Source organism: Glaciecola sp. G7-5 (assembly GCF_055808975.1).
Map to the genome: position 1 here is coordinate 4,884,837 of NZ_CM147892.1, position 14,864 is coordinate 4,899,700.

The 14,864-nt window shown below is 42.8% G+C and carries 13 protein-coding genes and 3 pseudogenes; 11 read left to right on the plus strand and 5 right to left on the minus strand.

Annotated features, from left to right (window positions below; translation table 11 throughout):
* Nucleotides 1-11: 11 nt before the first annotated feature.
* The 3 genes from ahpC to AC0L6H_RS21420 all read right to left on the minus strand — a co-directional run bounded on the left by ahpC (nucleotide 12) and on the right by AC0L6H_RS21420 (nucleotide 2,263).
* A complete protein-coding gene (gene ahpC / locus AC0L6H_RS21410; RefSeq protein ID WP_473391447.1) occupies nucleotides 12-575 on the minus strand; it encodes an alkyl hydroperoxide reductase subunit C in 564 nt (187 codons plus the stop codon).
* Nucleotides 576-762: 187 nt separating this feature from the next.
* A complete protein-coding gene (locus AC0L6H_RS21415; RefSeq protein ID WP_473391449.1) occupies nucleotides 763-1,920 on the minus strand; it encodes a CYTH domain-containing protein in 1,158 nt (385 codons plus the stop codon).
* 37 nt (nucleotides 1,921-1,957) lie between these two features.
* Nucleotides 1,958-2,263 carry a CYTH domain-containing protein gene (locus tag AC0L6H_RS21420; RefSeq protein WP_473391451.1) on the minus strand — a complete coding sequence of 102 codons (306 nt, stop codon included), beginning with the start codon at nucleotides 2,261-2,263 and terminating at the stop codon, nucleotides 1,958-1,960.
* Between the two features lie 131 nt (nucleotides 2,264-2,394).
* Between AC0L6H_RS21420 and AC0L6H_RS21425 the strand changes: the two genes are divergently transcribed.
* Entirely contained in the window at nucleotides 2,395-3,051 is a 657-nt protein-coding gene (locus AC0L6H_RS21425; protein ID WP_473391452.1) for a TIGR04211 family SH3 domain-containing protein, read from the plus strand.
* Nucleotides 3,052-3,075: 24 nt separating this feature from the next.
* Here AC0L6H_RS21425 and putA read toward each other — a convergent pair whose 3' ends face one another.
* Nucleotides 3,076-6,882 (minus strand): bifunctional proline dehydrogenase/L-glutamate gamma-semialdehyde dehydrogenase PutA, encoded by a 3,807-nt coding sequence (gene putA, locus AC0L6H_RS21430; protein WP_473391453.1) that lies wholly within the window; start codon nucleotides 6,880-6,882, stop codon nucleotides 3,076-3,078.
* A gap of 282 nt (nucleotides 6,883-7,164) precedes the next feature.
* On the opposite strand from putA, the gene ftsB reads away from it, so the two are divergent.
* The 10 genes and pseudogenes from ftsB to AC0L6H_RS21480 all read left to right on the plus strand — a co-directional run bounded on the left by ftsB (nucleotide 7,165) and on the right by AC0L6H_RS21480 (nucleotide 14,316).
* Nucleotides 7,165-7,446, plus strand: coding sequence for a cell division protein FtsB (ftsB, locus tag AC0L6H_RS21435; protein WP_473391455.1), 282 nt, complete (start codon nucleotides 7,165-7,167; stop codon nucleotides 7,444-7,446).
* Nucleotides 7,447-7,451: 5 nt separating this feature from the next.
* Entirely contained in the window at nucleotides 7,452-8,210 is a 759-nt protein-coding gene (gene ispD, locus AC0L6H_RS21440; protein WP_473391456.1) for a 2-C-methyl-D-erythritol 4-phosphate cytidylyltransferase, read from the plus strand.
* 34 nt (nucleotides 8,211-8,244) lie between these two features.
* A pseudogene (gene ispF / locus AC0L6H_RS21445) lies at nucleotides 8,245-8,722 on the plus strand (2-C-methyl-D-erythritol 2,4-cyclodiphosphate synthase).
* A pseudogene (truD, locus tag AC0L6H_RS21450) lies at nucleotides 8,716-9,797 on the plus strand (tRNA pseudouridine(13) synthase TruD). Before ispF ends, truD begins: the two co-directional pseudogenes overlap by 7 nt.
* Before the next feature lie 60 nt (nucleotides 9,798-9,857).
* A complete protein-coding gene (gene surE / locus AC0L6H_RS21455; RefSeq protein ID WP_473391458.1) occupies nucleotides 9,858-10,613 on the plus strand; it encodes a 5'/3'-nucleotidase SurE in 756 nt (251 codons plus the stop codon).
* Nucleotides 10,598-11,247 (plus strand): annotated as a pseudogene (locus tag AC0L6H_RS21460) (protein-L-isoaspartate(D-aspartate) O-methyltransferase). The gene surE and the pseudogene AC0L6H_RS21460 overlap by 16 nt, the downstream one beginning before the upstream one ends.
* Entirely contained in the window at nucleotides 11,244-11,822 is a 579-nt protein-coding gene (locus tag AC0L6H_RS21465; protein ID WP_473391460.1) for a YqaA family protein, read from the plus strand. The pseudogene AC0L6H_RS21460 and the gene AC0L6H_RS21465 overlap by 4 nt, the downstream one beginning before the upstream one ends.
* A gap of 67 nt (nucleotides 11,823-11,889) precedes the next feature.
* The gene (locus AC0L6H_RS21470) at nucleotides 11,890-12,789 is read left to right on the plus strand and encodes a peptidoglycan DD-metalloendopeptidase family protein (RefSeq protein ID WP_473391461.1); all 900 of its coding nucleotides are present in this window, start codon (nucleotides 11,890-11,892) and stop codon (nucleotides 12,787-12,789) included.
* Nucleotides 12,782-13,771: an RNA polymerase sigma factor RpoS gene (rpoS, locus tag AC0L6H_RS21475; RefSeq protein WP_473391463.1), complete on the plus strand. Its 990-nt coding sequence runs from the start codon at nucleotides 12,782-12,784 to the stop codon at nucleotides 13,769-13,771. The genes AC0L6H_RS21470 and rpoS overlap by 8 nt, the downstream gene beginning before the upstream one ends.
* Before the next feature lie 248 nt (nucleotides 13,772-14,019).
* A complete protein-coding gene (locus AC0L6H_RS21480; protein WP_473391464.1) occupies nucleotides 14,020-14,316 on the plus strand; it encodes a hypothetical protein in 297 nt (98 codons plus the stop codon).
* Nucleotides 14,317-14,353: 37 nt separating this feature from the next.
* Here the strand turns inward: AC0L6H_RS21480 and folA are convergent, their stop codons facing one another.
* A complete protein-coding gene (folA, locus tag AC0L6H_RS21485; RefSeq protein ID WP_473391465.1) occupies nucleotides 14,354-14,848 on the minus strand; it encodes a type 3 dihydrofolate reductase in 495 nt (164 codons plus the stop codon).
* Nucleotides 14,849-14,864 lie beyond the last annotated feature (16 nt).

Here is a 14,864-nt window from a genome sequence, read left to right on the forward strand (position 1 = left end):
TGATGATAAGCTTAGATTTTACCTACTAAGTCAAGGCTAGGCGTTAAGGTAGCTTGACCTTGTTCCCAAGCCGCTGGACATACTTCGCCATCGTTGTTAGCAACATATTGCGCTGCCTTTACTTTACGAAGCATATCTTTAGCACTACGGCCTATGCCCAAGTCATGAATTTCAGCAACTTTTACAATACCTTCTGGGTTAGCTAGGAAAGTACCACGAAGCGCACGGCCTTCTTCTTCAATTAGTACGTCAAAACCGCGAGATAATGCAAACACGTTATCTGAAAGAAGTGGGTAAGTTACTTTACCAATTGCTTCAGAAGTGTCATGCCATGCTTTATGTACGAAATGAGAATCTGTAGATACGCCGTATACTTCAACACCTAGCTCATTTAGTTCACCATGAATTTTCGCCATGTCTTCTAACTCTGTAGGACATACAAATGTGAAATCCGCAGGGTAGAATAAAAATATTGACCATTTACCTTTTACGTCTTCGCTGGTGATTGTTTTAAACTCACCATTGTGAAAAGCTTCTACTGAAAAATCTGGGATCATTTGGTTAATCATTGACATTGATAGTTTCCTTTTTAGTTAAATTGAACAACATTTTTTATGGGTTAAGAAATAAGGTCTGAAACTTTCTTCTCAAACTGTATTTCCTTACGTTGATGCTAAAGATATAGATGTTTTTGTCTAGAATAAAATGAAAAGAATCGATACGCTTAATCTAAAAAAGCGATTAAACTAAAAATCGCTTCAATTACCAGTATGGTTCGGCGTCCATTGCGTATTCACGTGTTTGCTCCATAACATGAATAATACTGTGCGTTTTATCTTCAATCCAGTTTGAAAAGTCTGATTTATCTTCAATATCCAAATCGTCAATAGCATCGTGTAATAGTTTAAGGCATTTAAGTTCTTTTATGCCTGTAGCTAAATCTAACCAAGGCGCTCTAAATTGGCCTCGGCTATCAACAAACAAGTCAGCAAGTAAAAATCCATTAATCAATGATTGACGCAACAATACTTCTACCGCCAAATATTGTTTGTCATCCATACTGGCGTTTCTGGGTAGAGATTGCTGTACCGTCTGCCACGATTGTGAAAGCCAACCATTTGCATGTTTTTTCACTTGAATATCAGCGCCGGAGTTTTGTGAGCGCCAAGGTTTATCGAGTAATACCCTCGACGCAGCCAACTGCACACTGGTGCTTAAACTCGACATATTAAGTTCGTTCGGTTTGTGCGCATTTAACAAGCCCTCTCTGCGGCCCATCAAATAATTCATTAGGTTCTGATTACGGGGGATTCGCCGACTAAAAGGACCTTTTTTAGAGCGCAGTTGATGGATACTTTCCAATTGTTCTTGCCAAGCCCAGCTTTGCACTAGCTTTAACAATTGCTTATGTAAATTAAGTAGCTCTTTGCATTGCAAGACTGGCAGGTATAAGGCAACGCCTTGTAGCAACAAAAGCACGCTCTCACGTATTTCATTCAGGGCTTTTCGATTACTGTTAAGCGCATACACTTGCTGATGGTGCTGCCAATGATTTAGGGCAATTTGAATTGTCTTACAAAAGGCCGCTTCGGTTGTATCAGAGTCTGATAAAGGCAAAAAGCTTGGTAGCGGTATGATTTCAGGAGCGCGCCCATGCAGTAATTGATAACCACGCGCTGCTTTAGTGACATTGCTTAGCCTACAAGGCAAATGTAAAACCAATTCTTGCGCAATATCAAATAAAGCGGTGGCATCGCCATGCACCAGTTCTAACTCTATTTCGCAAATGGGAATACTGTCTTGCTCCCGTTTCACCTCTCCTAAATCAAACACAAGTTCTAAAGTATAGTCGTCAGTGCTTAATACAAAGGTACTACGTTCAAAATGTGTTGAAAACAAACCGATTAATTCATCGTTCACCTTTTTTATATCAAAACTCTCACCCCATATTTGGGCATCAAATTTTGATGAGATCGGGTTCGGGTGAATCTAACTTTACGTTATATTCTGGGCGTTGATGCAAGCCCCCTTCAACCTGCCCTTTAGTTTTGACCGTTTGCTCATACTCGTGATTGCGCGCGCGCACCCTCAACCCCATTTTACGCTTGCCAAAAAATTCGTCAGGAGTATCAAAGTATTCGTTGTACAAATGTGCTTTGTGATGTTCTATATTGATATTTTTCTTAGCTAACTGCCCAAGCACTTTCGCTTCAAAAAGTGACAAAGCATCTTGGTTAGATACAAGTTTTAATTCTATTTCCATAATTTTACTATTGATTTGGGCGTAATAGGCGATAACAAATAAGGAAAATCATAACACATTCAAACGCTTGTTATTTAAATTACATGCGTTTAGCATTAACAAAACTTACCTACGGGAATAACAACGCTTCCATGCACTTATTCAGCAAATCATTTGCCATCGTTTCTTGCGTTTTCATTGTGTTAATAGGCCTAAGCACTAACACCGTAGCGCAAGAACAAACACCCACAAACACTAGCACTCAAGAGCCCTCTGATGAAAACGGTGAGTTCAGATGGATTTCTGATGACCTTTTTACCTATTTGCGTGCAGGGCCAGGACAGGATTACCGTTTACTTGGCTCGGTGACTGCTGGAACACAAATCCAGCTATTGCAAGTCGACCACGAGGCAGGTTACGCAGAAATTATAGACCATCGCCAACGTACTGGTTGGATTGAAATTAAATTTGTTAGTCGCACTCAGTCAATTCGAGCGGATGTAAAAGATCTTGAGCGTCAACTCAGTGAAAAAGAAGATGTCGTCGCAAGCATGCAAAAAGAAATAGTCGCGCTGACGAAAAACGTCAACGCCTTTGATGCGCAAAAAGCAAAATTAAACCGCCAAATCACGCAGCAATTAGAAGATATTGCACGCTTCAACGAACAACTTGAACGACGCGAACGAGCGAACAATATGCAGTGGTTCACTCGCGGTGCCATCTTAGGCGTCAGTGCGCTTCTTTTAGGATACGTTTTAGGTATCCTTGGTCGCAGAAACAAGAGAAGTGCCAACGATCGTCTGATGTAGGCTCAAGCCTCTTTTTATAAGAGGCTATTCATCATCTTCAGTCATTGTCATCAAGGATGTATTTCCGCCAGATGCCGTAGTATCAATACTAATTGTTTTCTCAGTGAGCAATCTGCCAATCATGTTGTCGTTATGTTCAGCGGTAATAACAGGCAAAATAGCCCCCTCTCTCGACGCCATTTTTTGCACAAAACTAGCGGTTCTTGACGTACTACTATCAACCACCATACCTGCAATATCGGGGTGCTCTAATAGCGCTTCTAGGTGTTTCAAGCGGGCAACTTGGAAGATGCCTTTGCTAACGCCACTACTTTCAAACTTCTCTACAAACTTAAGCGCCTCTTCGTAAAATAAGTCTGACACAACCGCCACCACTAAATTACCTGTCGCAAGGGCTGTGACAATAGATAAGGTCCAATACTCAAAAGCGACTTCTTTATCGGCAAAAGTAACCAAAATGCCTCTAGGCTCTAAATGCAAAGTATTACTTTCACCTGTTGGACCCGGCAATACTTGAGGTTTCTTCAAGCGCTTTTCGATCGAAATCAATTGTGAACGCGCACTCGCCAAGGTGCTGTTTAAATCGTCAGCTAATTCTTCAACAATATCGACGGTGGCTATTTTAGCAAGCAACTGACGAACCGCTGATAATCTCGAGGTCAAAGTAGTTAAGCGCCACTGCTGCACAACTTCACTTGCCTTGCCAACGATCTCGGCCACTTCTTGGCTTGACTTATCATCACTAACCAACGCTTCATCGGCAGCGAAATCGTCATTAAGCTCAGCCAAGTCCGGAGTGACCTTTTCCATTAGTAGACGTGGTAAGTAATTGGGCCCGCCTGCTTTTGGACCAGTACCCGATAGTCCACGTCCGCCAAAAGGTTGAACCCCTACAATAGCACCAATCATATTGCGGTTAATGTAAACGTTGCCGGCTCTGGACATTTTGGCCAGCTCATAGGCGCGTTCTTCAATACGTGTGTGAATACCCATTGTAAGTCCGTAACCTGTGCCATTAATCTGCTCCATAACACGATTGAGCTCTTTTCCTTTAAATCGAACAACGTGCACACATGGACCAAACACTTCTTTTTGCAACACACTTAAATCACTAATTTCAAACAAACGGGGCGCGAAGAAGGTACCATTTAGGTCTTTGTTTAATTCACATTTATAAAGTAGCTTTCCTTTATCTTGCATGAAAGCTTCATGCTCCGTTAAGGTCTTTAACGCTTTTTCATCGATTACTGGCCCCAGATCCGTTGACAACCATTGAGGGTCACCGGTGCTAAGCTCTTTCATTGCCCCTATGATCATTTTAATAATGCCATCAGCAATATCTTCTTGAATAAATAACACACGTAGCGCAGAACAACGCTGTCCAGCACTTCGAAAACCCGACATAATTACGTCATCAACAACTTGCTCAGGCAAGGCGCTAGAGTCAACGATCATGCAGTTTTGGCCACCTGTCTCGGCAATAAGGGGAACTTGCGTACTCGAACGCTCTGCCAAGGTTCTTGAAATCAACGTTCCGGTTTGAGTAGACCCTGTAAAGATGACCCCTTGAATACGTTCATCAGGTAGTAAAGTAGAACCTACATCTGGGCCTTTGGCGATGATCAATTGTAAAGCGTCTTCAGGCAAACCTACGGCATGCATTAACTCTATCGCTCTAATCGCTATTAAGCTAGTTTGTTCAGCCGGCTTTGCAACTACCGTATTTCCGGTCGCTAGTGCAGCAAGTACTTGCCCTAAAAAGATTGCTAAGGGGAAATTCCATGGACTTATACATAATATAACGCCTCGTGGTGCAAGGCGATTGTCAGGGTCAACCTTTTGCGCCTCTACTGCATAGTAACGCGCAAAATCAACTGCTTCCCTGACTTCATCAACACTGTCTTCGGTAATTTTGCCGGCTTCTTTGATACATAAACCAATCAGTTCATCCATATGGCGCTCTAGAATGTCAGCGCCGCGCATCAGAATTTCAGCTCGCTTAGCCACCGGCACGTTTGACCATGAATGAAAGGCCTTATCGGCGATATCAAGCTTTTCAAGCATTTGTTCTGGCGTATCGAAACGATGATATCCGACAATCTCGGACAAATTAGCTGGATTGCGCACAATATGGTCATGCTGGGCATCCGCAGCTACGTTTGCTAGTTTAGCATTATGCAAGGCAAACCATTTTTTTATACTTGCCGACAAATCACTTAACTTATTGACATCATAAACGTCAAATCCTTTCGAATTTGCTCGGCTCTCACCAAACATATTCAGTGGCATCGTAATTTGCGTATTCACGCGCTTTGCTAATCTTTGTGTGTGCTCGACTGGATCGGTTAGTAATTCTTCAACTTCTTTGCTTTCATCTACAATGGCGTTTACAAAAGATGAATTCGCACCGTTTTCAAGTAAACGGCGCACCAAGTAGGCGAGTAAATCTTCGTGATAACCTACCGGCGCATACACGCGGCACTGAATACCCTCATCTTTCACAATCTGTAGGTATAAGGTGTCGCCCATGCCATGTAAGCACTGAAATTCGAAACCTTCTTTATCGTTACCAGCAAGCTCAATAATAACCGACGCTGTATAGGCGTTGTGGGTAGCAAACTGCGGATAAATAGTATCTCGGTAGGCCAACAAACGGTTTGCGCATGCATGGTATGAAACGTCGGTCGACGCTTTGCGGGTAAATACAGGGAAGTCTTCGTGGCCACCTTGTTGCGTATGCTTTATCTCGGTATCCCAGTATGCGCCTTTAACTAAACGCACCATCATTTTTTTATTGACGCGCTGAGTAATTTCTCGAATCCACTCAATCACAAAAATAGCGCGCTTCTGATAAGCCTGTACAGCTATCCCAAAGCCCTGCCAATCACCTAGCTCAGGGTCGCTAAATACTTGCTCTATGATATCGAGTGAGATTTCTAAGCGTTCAGATTCTTCTGCATCTACCGTAAGCCCGATATTGTGCTTTTTGGCTTGTAAGCACAGGCGCTTTAATCGGTCGCAAAGTTCTGGCACCGCGGTTTCATATTTTAAATAATCGTAACGAGGGTGAATGGCCGATAGCTTTACTGAAATACCGGGGCTCAATCTAGGGCCTTTGCCTGCCCCTGCTTTACCGATAACTTCAATTGCATCTGAGTAAGATTTGAAATAGCGGTCAGCATCAGCAAGTGTGCGCGCACCTTCACCCAACATATCGTAAGAATAAACGTAACCAATCTTCTCTTTTTCTTGAGCTCGCTTGACGGCATCTTGTATGGTTTCACCCATAACAAATTGCTTACCCATTACTTTCATAGCAATGTTCATGGCACGGCGTATAACAGGTTCACCCATACGCCCTAAGGTTTTCTTAAGAAGACCAAATTGTTCTTTGTTGCGTTCGTTTGCATAATTTACCATGTTGCCGGTAAACATAAGCCCCCACGCAGATGCATTTACAAATAAAGAATCACTGTTGCCTAGATGTGATGACCATTGACCTTTTGCTAGCTTATCTCGAATTAATTCATCTTGAGTACCTTTGTCTGGCACACGCAAAAGCGCTTCGGCAAGGCACATCAACACGACGCCTTCTTCTGACGACAAAGAGTACTCGTTCAACAAGGCATCTACACCGCCATGCCCTTCTTGTTCTTTGCGAATACGTAAGACTAGTGTTCTAGCGCGCTCCCATGCTCGACTTCTTGCCGTCATACTTACCTCGGCTTCAGGTAAGATATGTTCAACTGCTTGCGCTTCATTTATACGGTAAAAATCACGAATTTTTTGACGTATAGCAGAATCGGTTGCAAGATTTGATTTTATAAGCATGTAGCACCTCTCAGTATTGGCTAAAATGACCAGTTGTAGAACGGACTTTGCCGGTTAATTTTGCGTACAATAATCGTAAATTACTCAAGATGCTACCAAAGTCGAAATTTATTTCATAGATAGTGGCAAGTGTGGTGCAACTTACTTAAAATACCCGAATTATGTGTTATTATTGCATGCGGGCCGACTGTAGGGTTTGCAAAAAATTCATCATTAACGCTACAGGACCTAAGGCGCTTTTCTTTATTTGGTTCGCCATTTACGTACTAATCCGAGGCATCTATGAAAAATAAATGGATCGCAGTTTTGCTAATTGTATTGCTCGGAGCATTGCAATATAGGCTTTGGTTTGGCAAAAATAGTGTCTCTGATTTTAAGCATAAGAAGAACCAAATCACCACATTGACTGAACAAAACGCCAACCTACGCCAACGCAATCAATTGCTAAGAGCTGATATAAATGACTTACAGCTTGGTGTTGAATCGATGGAAGAGCGAGCACGTAACGAACTTGGTTTGATAAAAGAAGGTGAAACCTTTTATCGCATTCTGCCAAAAGAGTAAACAATTTGACCTCACCCACTTTATTTCCGGTTATTATTCCCGCTGCAGGAATTGGCAGCAGAATGGCAGCCAGCAAAGCGAAACAGTATTTAAGCATTGGGAAAAAAAGCATTTTAGAACACACTATTGATGTGTTTTTAGCCCACCCTCAGATTAGCGATATCATCGTTGTTTTACATCCTCATGATACAATATTTACAACCTTAAATGTCGCAAGTAGCCCTAAAGTAACGGCAGTAATAGGTGGCGAACAACGCGTTGATTCGGTATTAGCTGGGCTTAAAGCACTAAATAACAACACTGCTGATTCATATGTTTTGGTCCACGATGCTGCTCGCCCTTGTGTATGCCCACAAGATATTTCAAAACTCATAAATACCTGTGTAAGCTCGCAGTTAAAGCGCCGTATAGCGGGTGCAATTTTAGCGGTGCCCGTAGCCGATACAATAAAAAGCGCTAATGGCGAAACGCTCAACCCACATGAGCACATAAGTACGGTTAACACAACGGTGGATAGAAGCTCACTTTGGCAAGCACAAACCCCACAAATGTTTGTTGCAAACGAACTGATTGATGCAATACAAAGCGCCATAGATAAAGGCCATGTGATTACCGATGAATCTTCAGCAATGGAGTATACAGGCAAACTGGTGGGCTTAGTCGAAGGTCAATCAAGCAACATCAAGATAACGCGGCCAAGTGATTTGGCCTTAGCGACTTTCTATTTGAACAAATTCGAGCTTCAGCCGGAGCAAAATAGATAGCTAAATGCTCTCAACGACCCTAAGGATTTTGAAAATGATACGTGTTGGACACGGATATGATGTACATAAGTTTGGTGGCAATGGCCCAATTACACTTTGTGGTGAGAAGATTGACCACCCTTTGAGGCTTGATCGCTCACTCAGATGGAGATGTGGCTATACATGCCTTGTGCGATGCGCTTCTTGGCACTTTTGCTTTAGGTGATATTGGTAAACACTTTCCCGATACTAGTGACGCATATAAAGATGCAGATTCAATGCATTTGCTCAAATCGGTATACCGCTTAATAAAAGAAAAGGGCTATGTCCTTGGCAACGCTGACATTACCATTGCAGCTCAAGCACCTAAATTGTCTGGGCATATTATTAACATGCGTGCGAATATCGCCCAAGTTCTTGAGGTAAACGCAGACCAAGTTAGTGTAAAAGCCACGACCACCGAAAAACTAGGTTTTGTAGGTAGACAAGAAGGCATTGAAGCCCACGCTGTCGTGTTGGTGCAAGCATGTTAAATTTGCAGGTTGACCCATGGGCATATTTACATGGAGGCCCTTTATTTAACGGTACAATTAAAGCTGAGTTAAGCGATTTTAAAGTATTTGAAACGCTCAGTTTTGATCCCAGCCATAGCGGTGAACATACCCTCATTCATATTGAGAAAACAGGCTTAAACACAGCCTTTGTTGCAGAGGCACTCGCTAAATATGGCAAGCTTCCTCTTCGAAACGTTAGTTACGCTGGGCGAAAAGACAAATACGCGACAAGCTCTCAATGGTTTGGTGTTTATCATGGTGGCGCCGACAAAGCCCATTGGGCGCAGTTTCAGATGGATGGCGTTCGCATCATAGAGATTGTACAAAACGAACGCAAACTGCGCACCGGTGCAATAAAAGCGAATCGTTTTGAAATTGTCATTAAGAATATTGATACCTTAGACAAAAGTAAATTATTGGAACGAATCGAAGCGGTTAAATTACGCGGTGTACCCAATTATTTTGGCAACCAACGTTTTGGAGAAATAATCAAAGCTGACGGTACCGTGCAACTGGGGGGCAACTTGCAGTTAGCTGAAAAACTCGTCAATGGCGAGGAAATAAAAAATCGTAATAAGCGGTCTATGGCGATTTCAGCGCTGCGCAGTTGGTTGTTCAATCATTTCGTGAGCAAACGTATTCAGAGCTTGGAATATCAAACATTACTCGATGGTGATGCTTTATCGTTAAGCGGCAGTAATAGTTTTTTTATTCATTCAAAACAAGATGAAGCGCAGTTACAAAAAACCCTCCAGCGAATTGAATCGCGCGACGTACTCATTACCGCGCCTCTATGGGGGAAGGTGAATTGGACAGCCTACAAGATGCGCGCCGATTTGAACAAAATATCGCGCAAACACATTTACCGGTTTGCGACGCGCTGGCCAATGTAAAGTTATCATCGCAAAGACGCCCTGTTTTGCTTTTTGTAGAAGATTTTACTGCGCAAATAAGCGATAATTCGGCCACACTAAAGTTTAGTTTGCCTTCAGGTTGTTTTGCGACTTCAGTACTGCGCGAAATCGGATATGTAAAAGTAGGCGCAAAAGCTTAAGGGTTAACCGCTTTAAACAAACAGAGCTAACATAAAACAAAGCAAAGGAAGTAGTAAACTATGCGCATTTTACTCAGCAACGACGATGGCGTATTTGCCAAAGGCATAGAAGTAATGCACCAGTATTTGAGTAAAGTACACACCGTTACAGTCATTGCACCTGACCGTAACTGTAGTGGTATGAGTAACGCCCTTTCTTTGCACCACCCCTTGCGCGTCGAACAAACTGAGCAGGGCTTTTATTCTGTAAACGGAACGCCGTCAGATTGTGTTCAGCTAGGGGTGAATAGTGGTCAGTTTGAAGAACCCGAGTTGGTCGTCTCTGGTATTAACCATGGACCAAACTTAGGTGATGATACCGTTTACTCAGGGACCGTCGCAGCAGCATTAGAAGGTCGCCATTTAGGCCATCCGGCGCTAGCAGTGTCCTTGTGTTCACATAAACAAAATAATGCCCACGAATATTTCGAGACGGCAGCCTTGCTTACCTGCCAAATCATCGAAAAAATAAACAGTCATCCGCTGCAAGCAAATCAAATATTAAATATCAATGTGCCAAATTTACCAATAGAGGAAATAACGGGTATTCGCGCTACTCGCTGCGGGAAACGCCATCGAGCAGAAACAATGGTAAAGAGCCAAGACCCCTTCGGAAAAACAATTTATTGGTACGGTAAATTAGGTGATGAACTTGACGCTGGCGTAGGAACAGATTTTCACGCTCTAGCGAACAATGCCTGCTCAGTCACTCCGTTGTCTACTGACATGACCGTACATAAGCAAATAGCGCCAATGAAAACATGGTTGGAGACGTAAACATGACATCACGCAAAAGCCTGCAATTAGCCAATTTGCTGAAACAAGAAGGTGTCGTCAACGAACACGTATTGGCTACCATAGCCGCAGTTCCGCGAGAACTTTTTTGCCCGCAACGCTTACCCACAAAGCATACGAAAATACAGCCTTGCCCATCGGTCAAGGACAAACGATCTCACAGCCCTACATCGTTGCAAAAATGACCGAGCTATTGTTAGGTGGTATCAGCGCACAAACAAAAGTACTCGAAATTGGCACTGGGTCAGGCTACCAAACATCAGTGCTTGCCAGCATATTTTCCCAAGTCTGCAGTGTAGAGCGCATAAAGTCTTTACAGTTTCAGGCAAAACGCCGTTTAAACCAATTGGATTTGCACAATGTAAAACTTAAACATGGTGACGGCTGGGAGGGTTGGTCTAGCAAGTCTCCCTTTGATGGTATTATTGTCACTGCTGCCGCGGCCCAATTACCGCAGCAGCTTATCAATCAACTGGCTGAAGGCGGACGCCTCGTTATACCCGTTGGTAATAAAGAGCAACAGTTACTTTGCATAGATAAAAAAGACGGTAACATTTCTCAACAAGTCGTTGAAGTTGTTAACTTTGTACCCTTAATTGCCGGAGATATTATATGAAGTTGTTTACCTCTTTATACGACTCATGTTTAAAGTGGGCGCGCCATAAACATGCTGAAAAATACCTTGCTGGCTTAAGTTGTGCTGAAAGTACCTTTTTCCCTATCCCTCCAGATGTAATGTTAGCGCCAATGGTGTTAGGGCAACCAGATAAAGCATGGCGATTTGCGTGGGTGACTACAATCGCATCGGTCATTGGTGGCATTATTGGTTATGCTTTGGGCTACTTTGCTTTTGAATCTTTCATTAGCCCTGTTATTGAACAATGGGGTTATAGCGATAAATTACTGCATGCAGAGCAATGGTTCGCAAAATATGGTGTATGGGTCGTGTTTATTGCTGGTTTTTCTCCTATTCCCTACAAAATATTTACGATAAGTGCAGGTGCCCTCGCCATGGCCTTTTTCCCCTTCTTGATCGCTTCTGCTGTTGGGCGCGGCGCTAGATTCTTTTTAGTAGCAACCTTCATGAAATATGGGGGACCGCCAATGGAAGCAAAGCTAAAGCAATATATAGAATATATCGGTTGGGCAGTGGTTGTTTTGGCCTTAGTCGCCTACCTAATATTGCGATAGAAGGCTTAAGTATGACCCGAATCTTAGCGAGGCGCTAAGCGCGACACCTATAAAAAAGGAAAATTTCATGAAGCGCTTACAACATCGACGTTTTCAATTGCCCCAATTGTTAGCAATGTGCGTGTTGTGTATTTCTCCCCTGCTGCTTAGTTCATGTACAAACAGGCATAATCCTGCGCCCGTGCTTAGCTTGTCGACTAAAGTAGCCAGTGCACAAAACCTGACCGAAATCACTACCGACAACTACACCGTAGAATCTGGTGATACCCTGTTCGCAATAGCCTTTTATAGCGGCAACGACTACCGTGATCTTGCTCGTATTAATAATTTAAAACCTCCCTACACAATCAATATTGGTCAAGTTTTACGGTTAAATCCGCAACAAGCAAAACAAGAGGTTGTTCAAAATTTGAGCAAAAAAGCCATTGACCGCAAGCAAGAGCGAGAGTATCGTGATAAAAAGCTTGATAATCGCCAACAGAAAAACAATACTAAAGTAGAGTCTTCAGTGAGACCCGCTCAAGTGCTTACATGGATTTGGCCAGCAGCAGGACGCCGCACTATCGCGACAGTGGGAAGTGATGGAAGTAAACGAGGACTCGATATTAAAGGCAGGCTAGGCTCAAAGGTTGTCGCAGCGGCAAGCGGCAAAATCGTTTATGCCGGCAATGCGTTAAAAGGCTATGGAAATCTTGTCATAATTAAACACAATGACGACTATTTGAGTGCATATGCACACAACAAATCGATTTTAGTGGATGAAAAAACATATGTTAAGCAAGGTCAGCAAATTGCAACTATGGGTAACTCTGGCTCAAGTGATACCATGCTTCATTTCGAAATCAGAAAAAAGGGCAATCGGTCGACCCTTTCAAATACCTACCCAAGCAATAAGTGTAGTCGCCACCAGGTTCATTTGCTAATACGGTCACCAATTCAACTAAAAAGGATTGTTTGCTGTGGTTAGTCAATATTCGAATAATGAAGAGGACCTTGCCGGCGATGACAGCAACGTCGCTGAAGATTCTGAAAAACACACACCTCTCACTCACGCTAAAAGCAAAGGCAGCGAAAGTGCTAGCCCAAGCAAAAAAGACCGTCCCGAAATAAAACAACTAGACGCAACCCAAATATATTTAAATGATATTGGATTTTCCCCATTATTAAGCGCTGACGAAGAAGTGAAATACGCGCGCGAGGCACTTGCAGGCAAAGAGTCTTCACGTGAGAAGATGATTGTTAGTAATTTACGTTTAGTGGTAAAAATAGCCCGAGGATATAATCATAGGGGTATGGCACTACTTGATCTCATTGAAGAAGGGAACTTAGGTTTAATTCGCGCTGTTGAAAAGTTCGACCCTGAACGAGGCTTTAGATTTTCAACCTACGCAACATGGTGGATTAGACAGACTATTGAACGTGCGCTAATGAACCAAACACGTACCATCCGCTTACCCATACATGTATTAAAAGAACTCAATTTATATTTACGCACCGCCCGTATGCTAGCCCAAAAACTTGATCATGAGCCTTCTGCTGAAGAAATAGCAACAGAAACAGGAGAGCCGGTCAAAAATGTGCAAAAGCTCCTTAAACTAAATGAGCGCATTAGTTCAGTAGATACTCCAATGTCGTCAGATAGTAACAATGCCATGCTCGATGTTATTGCCGACGATGACAACGCGACGCCTGAACATCAATTTGACAGCAACAACATGAAAACAGACATTAAAGAATGGTTGATGCTGCTCAGCGAGAAGCAACGCGAGGTGCTAGCAAGACGCTTTGGCTTGCTTGGTTACGAGCCATCAACCCTCGAAGATGTTGGCGCTGAAATTGGTTTAACCCGCGAACGCGTGCGACAAATTCAAGTCGAGGCACTAAAAAGACTGAAAGATAAATTACGTCTAGAGGGTCTTAATATTGAGTCACTCTTTTCTCAACTATAAGCGTTACCTCACAAGCAAAATTAGGCCTATATGACAGCAAAAGTATTTTTTCGATTATTTGCATCTGCACTTATCGCTTTTATTAGCTATGCAGCATGGGCTTATTATGCGAATAGCCTAGTCACGGATGACCCAGATGTATTATTCAAAGCAGCCATGGTACAAGGCTTTTATAGTGGCGGTATAACGCTATTTTTCACCTTGCTTTTAGAAGTTTTTTTAAGAAATTTGGTTCTAGTGTTTATTGCTTGCCACTCATCGTTCCGCGTATCAATGCCAAAGCCAGCCTAACAAACAAATGTTCAACCCTAGAAACCTTCGAAGCGAGTATTCGTTTTTCAGAACAAAATTGCAAAGGCGCATGCTTACCTGGCGAATTAGTTTCGCCAATACCCGCACTTTTAATACAGAGTGTCTTAGTTATTCTGGTTAACCTTGTTTTTAACACACCCAACTTATGGTTAACCGTTGCACCTTCGATATTGTTTAGTGCGATATATGGTTATACCTACTCATTTGCGTTAGCACGCAATAAGCAAGAGTAAAGAACAAAGTTTATGGCCTTAAGCGCTGATTAGCTGTTTACGATTTACGCAGTAATGTGACGAAGTCGTATGTATAGGCATTTTTTTCGTCAGGTGCATTACTCACGCGTTCTAGTTCGGTCCAATCGCCAGTTTCTTCGTAATTAGGGAATTGCGTATCACCGTCTACGTCCAACTTTATGAAGGTTAAAAAAAGTTGCGTCGCCTTTGGCATAAAGGCCTCGTAAATCGTACCGCCACCAATGATCATCACTTCCTGCGCTACTTTAGCCGCAGCCTCAAGCGCAGATTCGCAATCATGAACAACGGTGGCGTCGCTCAGCAGATAGTCTTGTTGACTACTGATCACTATATTCTTGCGGCCTGGCAAGGCTTTACCGATGGACTCATATGTTTTACGCCCCATCACCACAGGTTTACCTAACGTCACCGATTTAAAGTGTTTCAAATCGGCTGGTAAATGCCAAGGCATTTGATTGTCTTTCCCAATCACACGATTATTTGCCATTGCGGCAATCATACTAATTTTCATAAACACCCAACAACTT